This is a genomic window from Microseira wollei NIES-4236, from assembly GCF_020521235.1.
Classification (GTDB): domain Bacteria; phylum Cyanobacteriota; class Cyanobacteriia; order Cyanobacteriales; family Aerosakkonemataceae; genus Microseira; species Microseira wollei.
Genome location: NZ_BLAY01000178.1, coordinates 1 through 20,625, shown reverse-complemented (window position 1 = coordinate 20,625; position 20,625 = coordinate 1). Strand labels below are relative to the sequence as shown.

At 45.1% G+C, this 20,625-nt stretch carries 14 protein-coding genes and 1 pseudogene; 4 read left to right on the top strand and 11 right to left on the bottom strand.

The genetic code is table 11. The annotated features are described in order from the left end of the window. From MiSe_RS38750 to MiSe_RS38715, 8 genes are all read right to left on the bottom strand, one after another. The coding region (locus MiSe_RS38750; RefSeq protein ID WP_226590700.1) for a hypothetical protein at positions 1-1,077 on the bottom strand (1,077 nt) is incomplete at its 3' end. 36 nt (positions 1,078-1,113) lie between these two features. Continuing rightward, positions 1,114-1,626: a phage tail protein gene (locus MiSe_RS38745; RefSeq protein ID WP_226590699.1), complete on the bottom strand. Its 513-nt coding sequence runs from the start codon at positions 1,624-1,626 to the stop codon at positions 1,114-1,116. Further along, the gene (locus MiSe_RS38740) at positions 1,626-1,775 is read right to left on the bottom strand and encodes a hypothetical protein (protein ID WP_226590696.1); all 150 of its coding nucleotides are present in this window, start codon (positions 1,773-1,775) and stop codon (positions 1,626-1,628) included. The genes MiSe_RS38745 and MiSe_RS38740 overlap by 1 nt, the downstream gene beginning before the upstream one ends. A gap of 51 nt (positions 1,776-1,826) precedes the next feature. Next, entirely contained in the window at positions 1,827-4,337 is a 2,511-nt protein-coding gene (locus MiSe_RS38735; RefSeq protein WP_226590693.1) for a substrate-binding domain-containing protein kinase family protein, read from the bottom strand. An 89-nt stretch (positions 4,338-4,426) separates the two neighbouring features. Next, entirely contained in the window at positions 4,427-4,744 is a 318-nt protein-coding gene (locus tag MiSe_RS38730; protein ID WP_226590691.1) for a hypothetical protein, read from the bottom strand. 6 nt (positions 4,745-4,750) lie between these two features. Next, positions 4,751-5,242: a phage tail protein gene (locus MiSe_RS38725; RefSeq protein ID WP_226590689.1), complete on the bottom strand. Its 492-nt coding sequence runs from the start codon at positions 5,240-5,242 to the stop codon at positions 4,751-4,753. Between the two features lie 245 nt (positions 5,243-5,487). Next, complete coding sequence (locus MiSe_RS38720; RefSeq protein ID WP_226590686.1) at positions 5,488-5,961, bottom strand: phage tail protein; 474 nt, start codon at positions 5,959-5,961, stop codon at positions 5,488-5,490. A gap of 115 nt (positions 5,962-6,076) precedes the next feature. Then, positions 6,077-7,735 (bottom strand): phage tail sheath family protein, encoded by a 1,659-nt coding sequence (locus tag MiSe_RS38715; protein WP_226590684.1) that lies wholly within the window; start codon positions 7,733-7,735, stop codon positions 6,077-6,079. A 560-nt stretch (positions 7,736-8,295) separates the two neighbouring features. Here MiSe_RS38715 and MiSe_RS38710 point away from each other — a divergent pair. Together MiSe_RS38710 and MiSe_RS38705 are read left to right on the top strand one after the other, a co-directional pair. Next, entirely contained in the window at positions 8,296-9,549 is a 1,254-nt protein-coding gene (locus MiSe_RS38710; protein WP_226590682.1) for a Pvc16 family protein, read from the top strand. Positions 9,550-10,091: 542 nt separating this feature from the next. Beyond that, positions 10,092-10,832, top strand: coding sequence for a calcium-binding protein (locus tag MiSe_RS38705; RefSeq protein WP_226590680.1), 741 nt, complete (start codon positions 10,092-10,094; stop codon positions 10,830-10,832). Positions 10,833-11,263: 431 nt separating this feature from the next. On the opposite strand, the gene MiSe_RS38700 is transcribed toward MiSe_RS38705, so the two are convergent. The 3 genes from MiSe_RS38700 to MiSe_RS38690 are packed head-to-tail and all read right to left on the bottom strand — an operon-like array spanning position 11,264 to position 17,853. Continuing rightward, the gene (locus MiSe_RS38700) at positions 11,264-13,174 is read right to left on the bottom strand and encodes a type III secretion system chaperone family protein (protein WP_226590678.1); all 1,911 of its coding nucleotides are present in this window, start codon (positions 13,172-13,174) and stop codon (positions 11,264-11,266) included. A gap of 21 nt (positions 13,175-13,195) precedes the next feature. Next, complete coding sequence (locus tag MiSe_RS38695) at positions 13,196-14,041, bottom strand: formylglycine-generating enzyme family protein (RefSeq protein ID WP_226590676.1); 846 nt, start codon at positions 14,039-14,041, stop codon at positions 13,196-13,198. Positions 14,042-14,076: 35 nt separating this feature from the next. Next, the gene (locus MiSe_RS38690) at positions 14,077-17,853 is read right to left on the bottom strand and encodes an eCIS core domain-containing protein (RefSeq protein WP_226590674.1); all 3,777 of its coding nucleotides are present in this window, start codon (positions 17,851-17,853) and stop codon (positions 14,077-14,079) included. Positions 17,854-17,959: 106 nt separating this feature from the next. Between MiSe_RS38690 and MiSe_RS38685 the strand changes: the two genes are divergently transcribed. Together MiSe_RS38685 and MiSe_RS38680 are read left to right on the top strand one after the other, a co-directional pair. Next, positions 17,960-20,002: an ATP-binding protein gene (locus tag MiSe_RS38685; protein WP_226590672.1), complete on the top strand. Its 2,043-nt coding sequence runs from the start codon at positions 17,960-17,962 to the stop codon at positions 20,000-20,002. A 112-nt stretch (positions 20,003-20,114) separates the two neighbouring features. Beyond that, positions 20,115-20,625: pseudogene (locus MiSe_RS38680) on the top strand (hypothetical protein); the annotation flags it as partial.

Sequence of the window (20,625 nt, the reverse complement as noted above, 5' to 3'; positions counted from 1 at the left end):
TGGTGTTTCTCCCATAGATGCGACATCAGCTGTTGGCGATGCTTTGGAATCAATTGTTGTGGGGGATGTTGCTGTTGCGGATATCTCTGGTGTTTCTCCCATAGATGCGACATCAGCTGTTGGCGATGCTTTGGAATCAATTGTTGTGGGGGATGTTGCTGTTGCGGATATCTCTGGTGTTTCTCCCATAGATGCGACATCAGCTGTTGGCGATTGTTTTGAATCAATTGCTGTGGGGGATGTTGGGACAAAACCGTTGCTTTTCGCAGTAATTGCTACTGCATCATATCTCGTTTCTGGAGATAGTTCAGCCGATTTTTCTGGATCTTTTAAATATGATTCTTCCGCCGCTGGTTCTTGCCAACTTGCTCTCGCTGTATCTGAACCAGCTTTTTCCTGAAAACTCGCCTGCGATTTCTCTTGTGACTCAGTTATAAACGGAGAAATTAGCTGCTGGTTAAAACCCAAACTCTCGGACTCAACCCTACCTAATTTAGGTAATTTTAGAGATGCCGATTCAGAGTTAGTATTCCCTGGTGTGGCGGAAACTATTGGCAACGCATTCGTGGATATATCAACCCTGTCACCCTGAATCAAATTAGGCAAATTAGGGACTTGCGCGTCTGAAGAAAAAAGCCTGTTTTCACTACTAGATTTGCTTTGTACAATTGCCGGTAAATCTGATAGTTCAGAAAGCTGAAAATCAGATGATTGACCGAGAGGTTTGGATTGTCCCAAAGGTTTGAGACTAACTATATTTTCCGTCGCCGCTGGAGTATTTGAAGTCGATTCGGGTAATTGGTCATTGGTAATTGGTAATGGGTAAGATGAAGTTTCATTTGTGGCAGAAAGTGAAAGCATCCCCGCGTCTCCACTTCCCCGCGTCCTCGCGTCCTCTTCACTCCCCGCGTCTTCCCAACTCCCCGCATCAAATCCCCAGTCTCCACTTTCCTGTACCAATGGTTCGCGCAAAGACTCACCCAATGGATGCAAGTGACCCAAAGGAGGCGTCAAGTTTTGTCCCGCAAAAATGGGTAGAATTAAAGAATGTTTGATACCAAGAGGCTTTAAAGACATAAAGAGCGCCTCCGACAGAATTTCCCTGGTAATTTATTAGAGGAAAAACCCCGATGCGTGGCGTCCGGATTGAAGTTTGATTGCGCCGCCGCCTTCGGATTTAACTACTTTCAATCCTTCATAAGCTAGGGTCAATTCTTCAATCGCTACTGTGTTGGAATTTGCTTGGAGTGCTGGCGCTTTCCACCCGATTGGCACCGCCGCCATTAATGTCCAACACTGCATGGTTTCTCCTGCTTGATTAAACAGTAAAATATTGACGTTCCGGCGTTCTTTTTTTCCCCCGCTGATAGTATTGCTTACCCAATCCCAAAAGACAAAATCATCGGTAATTCCGCGCTTGAGAGTAACGTCTGAAAACTCTGCTTGACCTAAAATAATCCGCTGCTGATCGTTAACTCCCCCTTCATAATAAGTTTCTTTCTTAATTTTAACCCCCAATCCAGAACACTCGCTGAACGAAGCAGTAATATTACTTTCCATTTCTACATAGAAACGGTTAGCAGTTACGTAGTTTAATTCCTGAGTAACAACCCCATTTTTAGACATTACCTCATCCTCCTATTTCCCTTGCGATCGCTTTGATTCCTCATATCCTCTACCATCAATTCATACACGCGATCGCTCAACCTCCGCAACCATACTGGATCGAGAATAACCTTATCAATTAACTTCCCCATTTCATCCTTCTTGGTCATAATATCCTCTCTCTTTTTTCTTCCTCTGCGGAATGTCGCGCCTGGAGCGGTTCAATTCCTCCCCGATATCTTTCTCAAAGTCACCAATCCAGCTTCCCCAAGCAACCTTTGTCCCTCATCTGTTTTTAGAATTTCGGCAAATTTTCTACCAGCTTCTCCCCGTTGCTCATCTTTTGGATAAACTACTACCAAACGATACCTCAACGGATACCGACCCGAACTGAAAGCTTCAGCATCAGGCCAATAACTTCCTTTATCATTGCATAAATCCGTCGTCGGTTCTATCGGTTTAATTTCACCATCAACCTTCTGCACTAACGCCTGAACCTCTCGGCCTTTTTCTCCTACTGCTAAAGGATAAACCGCACATTGATTAAAAACTCGACTGAGAAGACCAAACCCAATTCCCACAGTTTGATTTTTCTCGAAATCTTTTAAAATTTCTCCCAAAATATAACTTTCATCTATCTTTCTTTCATAAAGACTTCTGCGCGCTTTTTCTATCAGCTCTGCTCTCTGCCATCCAGGTTTATAATCATACTGCTCGTTGATTCTAGCAACGACACCCTCGCCGATTTTTTGTTTTTCTTCTAATGCTTCCCGAATCGCTTTTTGCTTCAAATCTATAAACTCATTAGGCGTTTCTCCCTGGAAAACTAGCCGCTCAAAAAGTTTAATAACTTTGGGATTATCCAAAGGCATATAAAGTTTTATTTCCTTATTAATACCAGCCGGAGGCGACCAGTTTTCCAAGGTTCCCGTCGTGTAAAGTTCGCGCAATTGGTTCAGCGTAATTTTTCCATCCAAAGCACTAGGAATACTCTGCTGTCTTTTATTATCGCTAAAAGCAACAAACACCACCAATCCATCGTAAGCAACTTCCTCTTGCTGCAAATCATCGGGTAAATTATCGCTGTAACTGGTCAGCGCAAAATTTGCCCTTCCCGAACGAACTTCTTCTATAACATTCAGCGTTGAAGGATTGAACGTATAATTTGCCAACCTTGGATCGCGTTCTTTTAATTCTTGGTCGAGAGTTTTCCCATAAGAAACTAAGCTAAAATTACTCAACACATAACTCCAAACTCCCTCTGCTTCAGTCGTGTACGTGACTGGAACCGTTGGCACTTTATCCACTTCTACTAAACAGCAGGTTTTCGGAGAAAAATCTGGGAGTTTTGGCAGGGGAGATCTTAATATATACAAAATAATTTGCCACAAAAACCACGCAATTAACCCAAATGCGAGAAACTTTAATAACCCTCGCCAAATTGCATAATTCTTGCTTTTTTCTATTTCATCTGGCTCTACAAAAACCTCTTCTGGCGCTTCCATTATCTCTTCTTGCGCCGGTGCTTTTAGCGCTTGACGCGCCTCAAAAGCGTCTTTAAACTTTGGTTCTAGTTCTAACAAACGATAAATAAACTTTTTCAGCCTATGCTCTTTAATATCGGGCCAATGCTCTTGAATTTTGGGGTCAAGTGGCTGATTGTAAATCGGGTGTACATCTGTTCCCGACAACAAATAAAAGCTTACATATCCCAGGTTTTTTAAATCTTGTTCTGGTAAATGGTTAATAATTTTGACAGTGGGTGGCTTAAACAAATCTTCCCACAAAGCTAGGTCGGATACGTAGATAAAAAATTGCGGTTCATTAAATGCAGTCGGCTGGTTATTGATTGCAATTTCCAGACTATCCAAATTAAGATTACCGTGAGCTAAGCCTTGCTGCACTTCATCGCTGGAGATTCGCAACTTTTGGGTGTGGAGGAACCAAAGCGTTTGCAACACTTGATATAAAACTTCCCTTACCTGCTGGGGAGTCATGGGGCCATTTCTGAGCAGGTATTCCCGTAAGGTGATACAATTGTGAATCGGTGGATCGATAATCAGATAGCAGCGTTTTTCATTCGGGGGAGCGATCGCATCCCAAGGACTCACCAAGCGAAAATCCTGTCCCCCTCCATTTTTCAGATTCAAACTCGCCAATCGCTCAAACTTTTCCTTCCTTTCCCTCGCCTCTTGCTTATTAAAATCCCGCTCCGGTAGCAAATATTCTTTAATCAAAATTGGCTTGCTATTAACAACGTGAATTCCTTGATAAACACGCACCCTTTCCCCATCTTTAAGCAACGCTTCAATCCGATACCTCCCCCGACGACCCCCTCGCAGTTCCTGCTCTTTCTGTAAAATTGGAATATCTTCTGCACCCCGCGATTTTCTCCTCACTAACCGCTTTGTTTCAGTTATTTTAACCGCAGTTGCTGTTTCTTTTTCTTTTTCTTTTATCTCCCCGCGTACTCGATTAGACTTCTGCAAAAACTCTTGTGGGGTGGGCGTCTCGCCTGCCTTTGAGTTTCTTTTCTCTTGAGGTGTATTATACTCGCGCACCGGCTGTGTTTTTTCCGGACTTTTTTTCCCAAAGGGAACCTCTATCTTTTCATATTCTTCTTGCACGCGTCGCATCGCTATCCGGGAGATATTTTGCAACGGGTAGCGAATGAAATTTGTTACCTCCCTGACGCTGCTTCCAACTGAATTAACTAAATCGGTGAGTCTCACCGCGATTGCTCCATAATTGCTAATTGCTAATTGCGAGCTTGCTAATTGCTAATTGCTAATTGCTAATTTTTTATTATTACCATTAGCCATTAGCCATTAGCCATTTCTCCACTTTCATCATCCAATTCATTAATCCGGCGATAAAATTGATACAAATAATTCAGGTCGCACGCAAACAACCCCTCAATCACCGCCGGAGTTACCTCATCTAACGCACCCAACCTAGTAATCACCCTGGATAAAATAATCACCGTAGAATACGCAGGATTTGACTTGACGCGGGGGTCGCGCAAAGGCACAATTTCATCCATCGCTTTGGCTAAACGCATTATGCCTTTGCGGTGCAAATTTCCCTCTGCATCGAGATAACCTTTAGGTAAAGTAAATTCAAACTCGGTTTGAAACATCGCGCTTTACTTTTGCCGAGTAAACGATTCTACAGCGATTTCCATTTCTTCAATTTGCAATTCCCCTCCACTGGCACTCAAATCCGAAGCAACGTAACTCGTAGGCCAAGCTCCCATAAACTGAAATATAGCCTGTGGGTTCCCAGCTTGGTCATAAATAGTTAAAGAACCATCGCGACGTTGTTTCGCCCAATTTCCCTCCTGAGTTGCTTCAAACCATTTCCACAAAGTCGAAGATTTAGTCATCCCCCGGCGCAGGGTAACGTTGTTAGTTTTAACATTACCAGGAACCTTAGTCCGGACAACCTGACCCGACTTAGCCGCACCCCAGCGTCCGGGAGTTACCTCACAAGCTTCTATCACATCTTGGGTGCGCTTAAACCCCTTGCATTCGAGAAAGTAAGCATCAACGGGTTCTGCGCTCCCATCGAGTTTTAGTTCGATATAAAACCGGCAATTTGTGAGGATTTCTGGAAAATCGTTAATCAGGTTTGCCATTTTACCTCCTTGCTAATTGCTAATTGCTAATTGCTAATTGCTGATTGCTAATTGCTAATTGCTAATTGCTAATTGCTAATTGCTAATTGTAGCTGGCGAGCCAAGCCTTTTATTATTACCATGAGCCATTAGCCATGAGCCATTAGCCATGAGCCATTAGCCATTAGCCATTAGCCATTAGCGATTAGCCATTAGCCATGAGCCATTAGCCATTAGCCATGAGCCATTAGCCATTACCAAAATAGCTATTGCACTCGTTTGATATCTTCGTGGACTAGGGTTATGGTTTCGTTAGCCACATCATTGGAGCCAGCTTCCAGTTTTGGCCCTTCATACTTGGTGGGATAAGCATTTTGCAACTCCCAACGCGCTTTCATCTCTCCCGCTTGGTCGTAAACTGTGATCGAAGCCGCTTTCCGATTTGACGACCATTCCGACTTGCCGCCAGCATTTTTGTTGCAATCTTCGTACCATTTATACAGGTCTTTGTTAGTAGTAGCAACAACTTTGACCACAACTGGAGTATATTTGACGCGGGTGGGAGCAGCCTGACGCAAGTTCTGAGCGCTTTTACCCGATCCCAATACCTTGTCGCCCCCAGCGGCTGGGCTTTCAGCACTTAAACCCGAGACTTCTAGAATTTGCTTGTCTGTCAGACCGTCAGCTTCAAAATAAAACCTACAACTGACTAATAATTCATCGTTTTGAGAGGCTGCCATAATTCAACTCCTTTTGATTTGGTAATTGCTAATTGCGAGCTTGCTAATTGCTAATTGCTAATTGCTAATCGTCGTCTTCTTACTATTAGCCATTAGCCATTAGCCATTAGCCATTTTATTCTTCATCTTGAGCGTTCCACTGACTGATGCGGAAGATGACAAATTCCGCTGGTCGGACTGGGCAAACGCCTACTTCAATATACAACCGACCCAGAATCATTGTGTCAGGGGTGTTTATGGTTTCATCGCACTTGACGTAAAACGCTTGTTCGGGACTGGCACCAAACAATGCGCCTTCCCGCCACAGCCGTTCGAGGAAATTGCTGACCGTCCGGCGTACCCTTGCCCACAAATCTTGGTCGTTTGGCTCGAATACGACCCATTGCGTCCCTAATTCGATTGATTTTTCGATATAGCTCATCAAGCGACGCACGCTGATATAACGCCACTCGGTTTTTTCCGGTTCTACTAACGTTCTCGCACCCCAAATCTTAATGCCTCGATTCGGGAAGGTGCGGATGCAGTTAATCCCTTTGGGGTTCAACAATTCTTGTTCCCGGAAGTTGCAATCGTAAGATAACCCAATGACGCCGCGCGGAGTTTCGTTAGCCGGTGCTTTATAAACGCCTCGCGTTTCATCTGTGCGCGACCAAACGCCCATCATGTGACCGCAAGGCGGAATTAAAATTGGTTTTCCGGCGTTGCGGGGATTGGGTACTTTAATCCAAGGATAGTAAAGCGCCGCAAACATGGAACGCCGGTTAAATTCGTTATCCAACCAATTAGTTACATGTTGCGGCTTGATGCAGTCGTGGGGTACATCCAAAACCACCATGCGATTGGGGGGATTGGGTGCGGCGTTTTCGCACAGACTTACCATTAATTCCATCAGTCCGTGCAGTTGGTCGCGGTCGATTAAGCCTTGTTTGTGTGCCAACATTAAATCCGGACAGGCGACCATCGTGATTTCGTCGATCTCGAATAGCCCTTGTATCCCGCTGCGATCGTCGCGCACCCCTTGAACGTATCGGTACAAGTTTTCCCGCGTCGGTAATATGGGGGGAGGACTGACTTCGTATTGACCGTCTAGGGGGCGGCGGGCGAGGGGTAGTCCCCGTTGGTTCAGGTCTAGTACGGTGACGAACTGGGATGCTTCTTGGAGTTTGGTTACTGCATAGTCTCCCACCTCCCCCTGCACGTTCCGATCCATTGTCAGGTTTTCGTGCCTTTCTAGTTCTTGCCCCTCGCGTTTAATCACCACGGTGAAAAATTCAGCGGGTACGGGGGCTGGGACGTTCGGATCTTCGGGGTAAGATTTTGGTTCGCTGGGATAAATTTCTACATTGACCGCGCCGTTATCTGCTTCTTCCGGTTTGAGGAGAAATTGCAAAGATTCGCGCTTGCTGGAGGTTTTGACAGTCAGAGCATTTGCTTCTGGACCTGGTTGGGTGGTATGTTCTGCGTGTTTGGGCAGTTGGGTACCGATACTAATAATCCAACACCTGGCGCCTCCGTTTAAGAACCAGCCGTTAACGGCAAAGGGTAAATAGGCGCCGAAGTCTGTGAATCCATCGGAGTTTTCTTTAGCAAAGTATTCTAAATATTGATTCCAACTGGTGACTAACATCGGTTTGCCGAGTTCAGCGCCGTTGCGAATGGCTTCGGTAAAGCCAATAAAGCCAGCTATGTTGGTTTGTACGCCTTCTATCGGGCGACTACCTCGGTCAATTTCTTCGACGTATACACCAGGGGCAAAGTAATCAAGTCTTGCCATAGATAATTTTCCTTGAGGAATTGGGCGGGCAACAGACAGACTGGGCTATAAAAGCCTACCAAATATAACGCGGCATACTTTGGTCAGGGACAAGGGAGACAAGGAGATAGTTGCTTTTTTCCTAAGTGTCCTGCTGCCAAGTGGTAGCCCTACAAAATTAATTTGATTGTGGTTTCTAAGTTAACCTGAAATTAGGTCGATGTCGTCAGCGATCGCCTGGTTAAATTAATACCCTTCTCAAGTTACATTTTACACGTAACTGGTTGCGTGCTTGACCAAGTAACATATTTCAAAAATCTTAACCTCACATTGTCGGGCTGGCTTTTACTTTGTTCCAATAAATACTGTGGGAGCTTGGTCAAAAATCAACCAACCCCCACTGACAGCAAAATTTCTCAATCCCATCTTGCCTGTAACAATACAAGCGGATAACTCGATGTAGATGCAATAATGGTTATAGTTTATACGGCCTGGAATTTTTGTCAAATAATCACTACAGCTATTTGACTTTTTTTAATAAAAGGTAACAAAAAGTTGTAATTAGAGTCAAATGAAAGGTTATGAGTAATTATTTAGCGATCGCTACGGTTACAGCCACGCTGCAAAGGCTCTTGCAAGTGGCGGTGCAAGTCGATGTACCAGGAGCCAAGGTTACCACGGTGCGCCCTGAAGCAACTGGGGGTAAGACGCCAGAAGTAGGAGTGAATATTTATCTGTACCAAGCGACACCGAATCCTGCTTGGCGCAATTACGACTTACGCAACCGCCGTCCCAAGGGAGAATTAATCAAACACGCCCAAGCGGGATTAGACCTGTTCTACATCCTGACGTTTTACGGCAATGACATAGAATTGGAACCCCAACGCCTGCTGGGTAGCACTGTGCGTACGATTGTTGACCACCCGATATTGACGCCGGAGATGATTCGGGCGACGGTGAATCACTCGACTTTTAGCTATTTGGCAGATTCTACCTTGGAACAGCAAGTCGAGCGGGTGACGATTGTTCCCAGTCAGATGAATACCGAGGAACTGTCGAAAATTTGGTCAGTGTTTTTCCAGACACCCTATGTGCTATCTTTTGCTTGCCAGGGATCGGCAGTGCTGATTGAAGGCAACAGACAGAGCGGCAGAGCTTTACCAATACGGAGTACGCAATTTTACACAACACCCAGCCAGCCGATGGTTGAGCAAGCGATCTCGGAAGCGGGGGCAAATCAACCGATTGTAGCGGATAGTACATTGATGATTCGGGGCAAGCGGTTGCAGGCAGATCAAGTACAAGTGAGAATCGGCGAGGCGAGGGTAACGCCGCAGCAGGTGAGCGAAAAAGAGATCCGGTTGGATTTAGCCTCGCTACCAACGGAAGAAGCCCAAAGTTTGCGGGCGGGGGTACAGCAGTTGTGGGTGTTGCATCCGATTGTAAAACGATCGCCCTGCGAGCCAGATCGGGCGGTGGCGTCGAATGTGATGCCGTTTGTCTTGTGTCCGCAGATTGTAGCAGAGCCAGAGGTATTGGATTTATGGGGAAACGAGGACGATCTGTATGGGGCAGAATTGCGGGTGGTAGTTGATTTAACCGTTGGTAGCGAGCAGCGGGTGCTATTGTTTTTGAACGAGCGGTCAAATAACAATCCAGCGGGTTACATTTTTGTCGCCAAACCCCGCGATGAGGATAGCGACGCAGTGGTGTTTCCAATTTTGGATGTGAAGGCGGGAGAATATTTGGTACGGGTGCAGATCGATGGTGCGGAGAGTCCGCTGGAAGTGGATGGGGATAATGGGTATGTTGGCCCCTGGGTGGAGATTGGTTAACGCTAATCGGAATTGTTACAATACATCCAGTTGCTAGGCTACCAGACTTGGCGCACTAAGTCTGCGTTAAGGGCGCGTTTCTGATTTTCCGGCAATTTGGCAGCACAACCAGGGGGTCAATCGTTTTTACTAGAAACAGCAGGACTTACGCAAGGGCGTTGCCAGAAACTCGGTTTCTTCGTCGATCTCTGGTTCCCTTTGCCAAGGATTTTGCGTATCGCCCTTTGTTTCTTTGCGTAATATGATGTCCGCCTAATTACCCTGAATAAAAATCTCGACCCGTCACCGCGTCACCGTGTCACCGCGTCATTCCTAACTATGGGTATTTAACCGGACATGATATAAGTCCTGAACAGAAAAGAACATATTTTTGCCAAATTTGCAGTCTAGTGATGGACTCCAGATGAGAACTCTGCCCGAAATATACTACTACGGTTCATGGCGCGGCTGGAGCCACACAAACTGTTATCAGGCAAGCGGTGTACTTGGGTCAAACCAAGTAATTGACACGTTTACACAGGTTTAGAAAGGCAGAAAATAAGATGGCAATTATCAATGGCGACGAAGGCAACAATTTTCTCAATGGGACTCGATATGAAGATCTGATCCAGGGTTTTGGCGGTACAGATGTGCTTCTGGGTGGGGAGGGTAAAGATACTCTCGATGGAGGAAGCGGCAGCGACTTCCTGTTTGGCGGAAGTGGTGACGATTCGCTTAACGGTGGTCTTGATAACGATATTCTCTATGGGGAAAGTGACAACGATACCCTGAATGGGGGCGATGGCAACGACCAACTTTTTGGCGGCATCGGTGCAGATTACCTGATTGGTGATTCAGGTAAAGATACCCTCATGGGAGGTCGCGGCGATGATGTTCTGATTGGCGTCAATCCCTCTGAGGAACAACCCGGTCAGTTAGAAAGGGATACCCTGATTGGCGGTTTGGGAAAAGATATTTTCGTTCTGGGAGAACCTTTCAAAGTTTACTACGATGATAGCCAAATTCGATTTATCATCGCACCACCTCCCACTGAACCGCCACCCAGCTACGCTTTGATTGTTGACTTTCAACCCGGTCTAGATACTATCGTGCTTACAGGAGCGATTGAATATCAGTTACAGAAGGTCAGCTTGCCCAATGGCGATGGCGGTCTAGGAATTTTCTTCGATGCCGATCGTTTTAACGAGAATGGAGCCGAACAATTGATTGGCATTATCCAAAGTCAAGAATCTTTGGATAACCTGCAAATCAATTTAGGTCGGGCGATTAGCACAATTACTTGATTTATTTCCGGGGAAAAAACAAAGCTACGCTTTCCGCGATCGCCAGTCCCTAGAGCATCGGTCAAGTATTCGCGCCTAGAAGCTAAAAAACCCGGTTTCTTGAAGATGAGTCAACGAAATATCGCTATTTTCCGCCACAGAAATCGGGTTTTTGCGCCAAGAATCCCAAGCCAGGGGCAATCCGTGCGCGTTTTCGGTCAAAATGGGGTTGGAAACTGTAACTTAATTTCTAGACAAAGCTACCTATATTTTACTGTTTGTCCAAGTCTTTGGTTAATTCATCAACAAATTCTCTAAGCCGTTTTTGCCAATTGGGGACGGTTTTAAGCTTTTCTTTTTGTCCCGACCATCCTTTAAAGCAAATAGGTATTTTGTCTAAAGTCTTGTCCTGTTTATAACATTTTCGCTGTGTTGTCAAGTTAAGATTTATTTTATAGGTGATTTTTCAGCTTTTCCTGACAATAAGCTAACTCCTCTCTTATTTGTTCGATTTCAATTAAACATTCTATATCTAATTTAGCGTCTACATAACTTGTAGCAAGTTGTTCTATTGTGGCTTTAATGTTATCAGAGATTTTTTCTACTACCAATACGGTTGCTTTTACCTCTTTAATTGAAGGGTTGCTTGAGTTGTTGTTAGTTTTTGACTGTTCTATTAACTGTCGGCTTAGTTCAAATAGCCCCCAATAGCGCCCCATGAGTTTTGCTGTTTTAAAAGCCGTCTTGTTCTGTTCAAAGAAGGTCTTAACAACCGCAAAAACTGGCGCGCCATCTGCGTTTAGTTTGGCTAATATTTGTTTTTCTAATTTTCTGAGAATAGTTCTAGCCACAAAGGGTTGATTGCCACGCTTCATTTGTATAAATTTATCAAATTCGGCAAGTTCTTCCGGGGTTAATAAATACAATAATTCGCCTATATGTTTGGGTGATTCAGAATCTTGATTAGCTTGTAATTCCGGGGATATATTGACAGAATTATCGATTTGTGATGAGGGTTGAATAGAGCGATCGCTCAGCCGAAGTGTAACGCTGGTGGATTCGGAGTTTAAATCGGATGGAGGGAGATTTTCAGGTGGGGATTCTATGGCTGCGATCGCTTGTTCTTGTTCTACACTACCATCAATGATAGACACAATTTCTGGTAGATATCGATCCATCATCATCACGTTGGTATAAACTACATTTTTGAGCAAGTTAAAACTGATGCGATCGCCTTCTATATCGATACTGGTTTTATAGCGAATCTCTCCATCGGTGGCATCTATATCAAAGTTGCCAACCAAAATGTTAAAGTTAGCTTTAGCAATTAATTCTGTAATCGCAAGGCGTTTAGATTCTGGTGCTAAAACTGGACAAATCGAGTAAAATATAAATAGATGTTCTTCTTCTATAGCTTGAGCGTAACAATCCCAACTGCCATTTTTGCCAGTAAAAGCTGTTTCTAACGCTGTTTCACCTTCAATTTGGATAAAAGGCCAATTGTCCTGTTTAAAAAAGTTGAGCATTGCCGCAAAAATTAATCCGTCCCTAGTGGAATCCTGAACGGGTGAGGAGATTGTGTCTTCTAGTATTTGTTGGGTGTTGGATTGAGGTGCGCGAGCATCTAAAAATGTTTTTTGAGTTGTTGAGGCAATATTTTCACTAACTTGTCCCAAGGTTTGAGTTAAAAGCTCAACAGCTTGAGTAATATTATCTTGGGATGAAGAGAAATTGCTATTCGTCCACTGGTTGGCAAAGTTAACTGTTGCTTGAAAAATTTGTTCGCTCAAAGTCGAAGTAGCTGCTGGGGCAAAAGCCGATGGAGTAATATTAGCCCACATGGTGCGATAACCTATCTCACCGGATGGCTGTTGTTGCCTTACGGATAAAGCTAACCAATTATCTTCAAAAAGTAGCGGCTCGCTCTTATCTCCGCTGAGATTTAGAATATAATTTGCTGCCTCTGCCGCATTTAAAGCTTGTTCTATTTCCTGTGGCAGCAAGTTTGGTTGGAGACTTATTTCGATTTCGATATCCTGTGAGGGTAGGAAGTTGCCACCTGTAAGGGGACTGCGGACTTCAGGTTTAAGATTGAACAGTGCTTCAGTATCAATGCGCTGGTAAGTTTCTGAGTTCACCAGTAAGGTGAGATGGCATTCAATTACTTCGTTATCTAGCTTAATTAAAGCTAAATCCACCAGCAGCACCTTTAAGGGGAAGGATGTGCGATGCCAGAGTGTTAGTAAGTTATTTAGGGGGGAATGTTCTGTTTTGATTTCCATCTTTTTGAGATATTTTTTATAAAAGTTTGGTGGCCTCTTGCCGATGATGACCATGACGACATGAGTTAACTTTAATAACATCGAATTCAAAAGTTTGTTCAGTCATTGTCTTGAACAAGCAACCCTCATCCCTACACTGCTGGAACGGCGTTCCATATCACAACAAAAACGAGTTGCCGAGCGGCAACCGCGAGCCGAACCCGTCCAAGTACCACCACGGAGTACGCGATCGTTTCTAAAATCTAACCAATAACCAGCTCTGTCTCCAATTTCTTGTGGTCCTCCTTTATATGGCAGATACCGACTATCACACCATTCCCCGATATTCCCGTGCATATCATATAGTCCAAAGGCATTGGCTACTTGAAAATACCCAACTTCTGTTGTCTCTCCACGAAACACGCCCTTGGGTTCTTTACTATAGGTGAAATCCCCATCATAATTGGCAATTTCTGTGGTGATAGTCTCGCCAAAATGAAACGGTGTAGTAGTGCCAGCACGACAAGCATATTCCCACTCCGCCTCTGTCGGCAAGCGATATGGTTTACCTGTTTTCTCGGTTAACCTAAAATAAAACTCTAAAGCGTCAACATAAGATATTGAGTCCACAGGTTTATTTGCCCCTTTAAATTTTGAGGGTTCGGGATTGATGTCAAATTTAACTTTGGGCAAAGATGCTACTGCGTGCCATTGTGCTTGGGTGACTGGGTATTTGCCTAAGTAGAAGGGAGCAACTGTTAACTCATTTTGCGGTTTTTCAGTGACATCCTCACTTTCTGAGTTTGGCGAACCCATCAAGAACGTTCCCCCTGGAATAAAAACCATTTCGAGGATGACTCCCTCGCCCAAATCTTCTTGGAAACACGTGTTTTGTTGCCTCGTGCGCTCGATTATTTCTCCTTGGTAGTTAACTTTAATAACATCGAATTCAAAAGTTTGTTCAGTCATATATTTTGGGAAAGTTGGTTTCTGTATTTTGCAGTTTAAAGCGGTAAGTATGCTTGAACAGGAAATTCATGCCCCAACAGCTTATAAAGCATTGGTACGTCGCGGAGTGGGACAGTGTAATTTTTACCCTTAATTGTCAAAACTGTCCTGGCATCACTGATACCGAGCATCTTTTCGACCTCTTTTCTAAAACTCTCCTCACCCACTTCTATTCTGTATTGGCTGATATATTGTTGTATCTTATGCCGACTCATCTGTTTGAGTTCTTCAGGTTTAATCCCACGAATAAAAGTAGCCTTTTGGGCTAATTTATCCGCCAAGAAAGGAACTTGAGGTCCATGTTGGATATCAGAAGCCGCACTGGGGAATTGAAATGTCGCACCTTCTTTTGTCAGGGGATTGACATTTTTGCGATTGGTACTAAATGCTTCTAGCAAAGCATTAAACATTTCTGGGTGTTTGCTGGCAAGCTCGTTGACATCGGCAATGTTATTTAGTTCTCCATTGCGGGACAGGACAGCCAGCAGATCTATATCTGAGCCTACTACCATAACATTCAAATCAGTACGAAGATTTCCTTGTTTATCAAACAGTTTCTTGGCTTCCTCCAAATAATATGTTTTTCCTTGATCTGGACTAACTGCCAAATACTTCACCTCCTGACCATTTTTGGCGTAGAGACTTGTCCCGACTAAACCTCGATCCGGATCGCCAAGACCAGTACTAACTGGTGGGGTATACATCGAGGATATCGAAGTAGTCACGTTCCCCTCTGGAAGAGGGATAAGATCTGTATTATTTTTCAGCTGATCTAAGTTTGCTGGCTTGAGTCCCGTCGCTTGCTCGCTAGGCAGAAGTCTAATTGCACCATTATTGTCTTCTACAAATGCGAAGGTTTTATATTCTCCATCTATCTTGATGTTCACTTCTAAGAAACCAGTTTTCTGGTTAGGACTAGGCCCAGCATTCTTGGCGATGTCTTTAATTCGCATTGATGTTCCTGATGGTACTTCTATAGTTGCTGTTCCTGGTTTTGGCAGAGTAATTTGTCGAGTACCAGTCGCGTGAGCTGGATTACTCGGCCTTAACATCAAGGCTAATTCTTTCAATTCTGAATCATTAGCAATGTTCTCAAGCACATCTTTTGGTATACCAAGGGAACTCAAATCGCCGACGTGTCCAGAATCACTGAGTTTCCGAGTATATTTGCCAGAAAACCATCCCGCCAAAAATTTATTTACAGCTTCAGGATAAGCGTCGCCATATTCCTGGACTATTCCTTGAACATTGAGTCCTTTTACCTTATTAGGATTCTCCTCTGCCCACTGAATCCAGTCTTGAGGAGTTTTGGGTAGTTTCTTAGCTCTTGTCGCCAGGTTTCTTAACCCTTTTGTCCCAAACGCATTATAGGTGGCATTGCGGAATTCAGCAAGCTCTTGTTGCAATTGTTTAACAATAGCACTTTCTTCATTTCCAATACCAACAACGATCGCTTCCTGTCCGTTATGTTCGATGCGATCGCCAATTTGCTTCCTGCCCTGTCCTTTAAAGCTAACTTCTTCAATCGTCCCATCAGCCAGCAATATCCAAGGATTAATCTCTCCCCAAAGTTGAATTCGCCCACCTTCGCGCCGAATCTTGAACTTCTTAAACCGCAACTTGTTAACTAAACGCCCTGCCAACTCATCGATTGACTTGGCACCTTTGGCAAACCCACCTTTAACCCCAGAGAGTATAATCTTGCCATTTTTGAGCGCCGTTTTCCCTCCTTTGATACCAATTTCACCCAATTCCTGGATACTTTTGGCAGTTGTCCTCGCCCCATCCTTAACTGCTCCTTTGACAGCTTTTGCCGTTCCTTTAAAGCCACCCTTGAGCGCCTTGATTACTGCACCTGCATTAAACAGTAGGGCAAACACCAACTCCACCGCACCTGCTGCCAAACCGCGTGCCAAACTCTTCGCCGCACCGGGAATTTCACCTTCCCATCCCTGACTCAAGTAATCGCGAATATGCCCTGCAATATTTGCCAGTGCCACCCCACCCATGACAACACCAATTACCTGCATTAATGCTGGTAGTGCAGCGGTAATTGCACCGCCTGTTAAAATGTTAAGACCGATAAACGCGGTTAAGGCTGCTGCTGCACCTGCTAGCAATTTAGGCCAGTTGGCAGAGAACCACTGTTTGACTCCCTGAACCATTTGGTGCGCCATATACCGCGCTCGTTGCCCCACCGTCAGCGGCCCAATCGTCTTCATGCTATCGGGAATATCGCCAGTCTGGGCTGGCTGCCCTTGTTTTTGAGTTTCCCCGCCAAAAACTACTTTCTGCGCCATCAATTCTTGCAGTTTGGCTTCGGTTGATTGCTCGTCGTCGCAGCAGGAGCCAGCTGTTTCTGTTGTCTTGCCATTCTTTGGTTGTCCCCCTACAAGTTCGGCTTTAATTGCCTCCATCGAATTGGCAGCGTCATTCGAGACACCAAACTCGACTTCAGAGCCGTTGTTAAGATTGAGCGAATCGATTAACTTAGGTTCGACATCAAACGGTGCAACAGAATCTACAGCGATGTCGTTTTCTGTATACTCAGTTTTGTTTAGTAATGCTGCTGTTTCGTCACCGCCTTTTGCTAATGCTTTTGTCTCGCAGGCACAGTCGGCTGCCGTGCGCTCGAAAGGCAATGGTTGGGACATATCCATGCCCATTACTTCCGAAGACAGTTGTCCCATAAAGTGGTCAGGCATTTGCTTTGCCGCTTCCACTAGGTAACCCATCCGCGCGATCGCGCCTGCGTTTTTAGCAGCTTTGGGTTGTTGAGAAGAAGCTTCCTGTGTGTTGTCGGGGAGTGTCTTGGTTTGAAGCAGTTTTTCTCCGGGTGCGCGCTTAAGTTTCAGCGGCACGTGATGATTTAGCTTTTCCTTACCTGTCTGCTGTATTGTATGGGTCAATTCATGGGCTGTTAGCTCATCTTTGGCTGGCGAATTCCCTGCACCGTAGTAAATATCGCTACCGTGAGCAAATGCTTTGGCTCCCAAATCGCGATTCATTTGCACGGCATTTGAGTCAGTATGCACTTTGACATCGCTAAAATCAGCGCCAAAACGCGGTTCCATGAAAGCACGCACGTCGGATGACATGGGGTTGCCCCCAGACTTGGAATTGGCTAGACGGGTTTCTAGCGATTGAGTATTGTTGTGGGACTTACGAATGTTTTCGGTTTCTTCGCTGCCAGAGGCGAAGACAACTGGAGACTCCGCCTTAGTTTGAACCGCATCTTCTTCTTGTGAAGAGCGTTGAATTGATTGGTCGCTTTCCTCGTTTAAAGATGACTCGACAGATGTTATAGAATTAGTTTGAATCGGTTCTTCTTGTGGTGATGAGCGTTGAATTGGTTGCTCTAAAGCCTCATCTGGCATTGCCATGACTTTGGCTGCCATGCTATCAGCTTCGAGTTCGTATGGATCTCCCGGTTTACCAACAGTCAGTTTGGTTTGTATTTGTTGATTTTCGTGCGAATCTGGCTGTTCTAATGATTGGGTTTGGATGGTTGAAGCGTTTTGCTCCTCTTGCTCGCCAGATTTTGTGGCTTCTTCGTTTTCTAAGGTTTGTATGGTTTTAAGTATAGGAGCGCTTTGCAGCCACTGTGCCGTTGTCATTGACTTGCGCGTCGCGATCGCTTGGGGGGAAAATGAAACTGAGGGTAGATCTAATCCCCGTTCAGGAGAGAGCGCGCTGTTTTCTCTTTGAGCCGGAGTAGATGATGAAGATTGGTTTACCCTGTCAAAGCTCATATCTTCTCCTGGCGACGGCATTACAGTTGGATTTGTTGGTAGATTACTTTATATTTTGACTTTTGTTGCTATTTTTTAACAAAATTTAAGAGAAAATAGATCTGCAATCAACACCCCTGGTGATGCCATGAACGTGAAAGCGATCGATAACTGGTCATCTGGCAACTATCGCTACCTGATAGCATCGGTGGCAGCAGTACGCTTAGTATTAGAAAGTTACGTTGCCCAGTGGCAAAATCAGCGGTTTTCTGACGAACAGGCTCCAATTCAAGCGGCAATTGATGCCGCATCGGCGCTGCTGCCTACACCATCGGCTTTGCAACAGCTTTGTCGTGAATTTAAGTTATCGGATTTTGAGCGAGATTTGTTGTTGTTATGCGTTGGTATGGAGTTAGATCCGAGTTTTGCGGATTTGTGTGCTAGATCTGGGGGTGGTGAAGAGTTAGGATTTCCTACGTTTAATTTAGCAATGTCGGCTTTTGCCGCACCCCATTGGGATGCTATTTCTCCCCATCGTCCTTTACGTTATTGGCAATTAATTGAGGTGGGCGGGGGTAAAACTATTACCCAAAGTCCGTTGCGAATTAACGAACGAATTTTGCACTATTTAATGGGAGTAGATTGTTTAGATGAAGCATTTAAAGGGATTATAGAACCAGTATATTATAGCGGAGAGTTGGTGCGATCGCACGATTCAATCACCACACAAATAGCCGCAATATTATCGAATAAATGGGGAAATATTCGCCAATTACCCATTACCGATTACCCATTACCAATCGTACAATTATGCGGGGATGAAGTAGGGGCGAAACTTGCGATCGCATCCACTGCATGTGAAATCTCAGGTATGAAATTAGCGGCAATATCCGCCAGGGTAATTCCGACAGTTACCGCCGAATTGAATAACTTGATATTACTGTGGCAGAGAGAAGCGCGTTTGAGTCGATGTGCGTTGTTATTAGACTGCGATGAATGGGAGCGGGAAGATGGGGCAAAAGAGAATGCGATCGCGCAACTGATGGAAAGTATCACCACTGGGTTAATTATAACGACGCGCGATCGCCGCCCCGCACCCAAGCGTCCCCTAATTACTTTTGATGTCCATCCCCCGACAAAACAAGAACAACTAGAAATCTGGCAAAACGCTTTAGGAGAAATAGCACCCAGTCTCAACGGACAAGTAGAAGTATTAGTCGATCAATTTAACCTCAACGCCCCCACAATTTATGCTGTTTGTAGTGAAGCGTTAGGACGCATTGCCGGGGAGAGCAAAGATGATAATTCTCCTCTGCCCCTCGGCTCCTCTGCCCCTCTGCCTCAATTATGGGACATCTGTCGCGCTCAATCTCGCCCCCGCTTAGATGACTTAGCGCAACGCATCGACCCCGCCGCAACTTGGGATGATTTAGTATTACCAGAAGCACCGCGCCAAACATTGCGAGAAATTGCCGCTCATGTCAGACAACGCACCAAAGTTTACCAACAATGGGGATTTGCTAGTAAAGGAGGGCGAGGTTTAGGAATTAGTGCTTTATTTGCAGGCAGCAGCGGTACGGGTAAAACCATGTCAGCGGAAGTTTTAGCTGGAGAATTGCAACTCGATCTTTACCGGATTGACTTAAGTTCTGTTGTCAGCAAATATATCGGCGAAACCGAGAAGAATTTGCGGCGGGTTTTCGATGCAGCGGAAGGTGGCGCGACTATATTATTATTTGATGAAGCCGATGCCATCTTTGGCAAACGCTCTGATGTAAAAGACAGCCACGATCGCTATGCCAATATGGAAGTTAGCTATCTGCTGCAACGCATGGAATCTTACCAAGGTTTAGCGATTTTGACCACAAATTTAAAAGATTCTTTGGATACTGCTTTTCTGCGCCGCATTCGGTTTGTCGTTAAGTATGCTTTCCCAGATGCCAAAGATCGGGCCGAAATTTGGCGGCGAATTTTCCCCAAAAATACGCCTACAGAAAAATTGGATTTTGTCAAATTAGCGCGGTTAAACGTAGCAGGCGGGAATATCCGCAATATTGCCTTAAATGCCGCTTTTATGGCAGCCGATGCCGGGGAGCCAGTGCAGATGAAACACTTATTGGAAGCCGCGCGAACTGAATATGTCAAGTTGGAGAGAACCCTAACCGACGCGGAAGTAAAAGGGTGGGTATAACACTTTCGTTGTCGCGTCAAGTTAAGATTTATTTTATGTTACCTTCTGGTGGAAGCAGTTATGCCAAAATAAGGTAAATTGCCCAAATATAGGCTAGGAGAAGAGGCGGCGTATGAGCAGGCAATGGGCGCAGAAAAAATCTGGATCGAATTCTTCGATGCCGGTGCAAAAAAGTTCATCAAAGCAGCGACCTTTCAGCGACCCAATTTACGATGCGCCAGCGCCAAAGCAGACGCCATATTCAGTGCAGGCAAAACGCCCTTTTGACTGGAGTCGGGTAACGGTAGAAGCACCCAGTCGAGCGGGTGTACAGGCAAAGCTGACAGTCGGCGCACCTGGGGATAAGTACGAACAGGAAGCAGACGCGATGGCGAATAAAGTCATGACGATGCCTGCGCCGGGAAGCTCTCAGCCAATTCAACGGGAAATGGCTCCAGAGGAAAAACAAGAGGAAGTGCAAACAAAGCCTCTGGCAGCTTCTATCACGCCACTGGTGCAACGGGAAATGGCACCAGAGGAAAACAAGCAAGAGGAAGTACAAACTAAACCTCACTCGGGTAGCATCCAACGGGAAATGGCACCAGAGGAAAACAAGCAAGAGGAAGTACAAACTAAACCTCACT

Coding starts and splice junctions, on each gene's coding strand:
- MiSe_RS38690 (WP_226590674.1), bottom strand. CDS start 17,853: ATGCCGTCGCCAGGAGAAGATATGAGCTTTGACAGGGTAAACCAATCT.
- MiSe_RS38720 (WP_226590686.1), bottom strand. CDS start 5,961: ATGGCAGCCTCTCAAAACGATGAATTATTAGTCAGTTGTAGGTTTTAT.
- MiSe_RS38685 (WP_226590672.1), top strand. CDS start 17,960: ATGAACGTGAAAGCGATCGATAACTGGTCATCTGGCAACTATCGCTAC.
- MiSe_RS38695 (WP_226590676.1), bottom strand. CDS start 14,041: ATGACTGAACAAACTTTTGAATTCGATGTTATTAAAGTTAACTACCAA.
- MiSe_RS38700 (WP_226590678.1), bottom strand. CDS start 13,174: ATGTTATTAAAGTTAACTCATGTCGTCATGGTCATCATCGGCAAGAGG.
- MiSe_RS38705 (WP_226590680.1), top strand. CDS start 10,092: ATGGCAATTATCAATGGCGACGAAGGCAACAATTTTCTCAATGGGACT.
- MiSe_RS38710 (WP_226590682.1), top strand. CDS start 8,296: ATGAGTAATTATTTAGCGATCGCTACGGTTACAGCCACGCTGCAAAGG.
- MiSe_RS38740 (WP_226590696.1), bottom strand. CDS start 1,775: ATGACCAAGAAGGATGAAATGGGGAAGTTAATTGATAAGGTTATTCTC.
- MiSe_RS38725 (WP_226590689.1), bottom strand. CDS start 5,242: ATGGCAAACCTGATTAACGATTTTCCAGAAATCCTCACAAATTGCCGG.
- MiSe_RS38730 (WP_226590691.1), bottom strand. CDS start 4,744: ATGTTTCAAACCGAGTTTGAATTTACTTTACCTAAAGGTTATCTCGAT.
- MiSe_RS38745 (WP_226590699.1), bottom strand. CDS start 1,626: ATGTCTAAAAATGGGGTTGTTACTCAGGAATTAAACTACGTAACTGCT.
- MiSe_RS38715 (WP_226590684.1), bottom strand. CDS start 7,735: ATGGCAAGACTTGATTACTTTGCCCCTGGTGTATACGTCGAAGAAATT.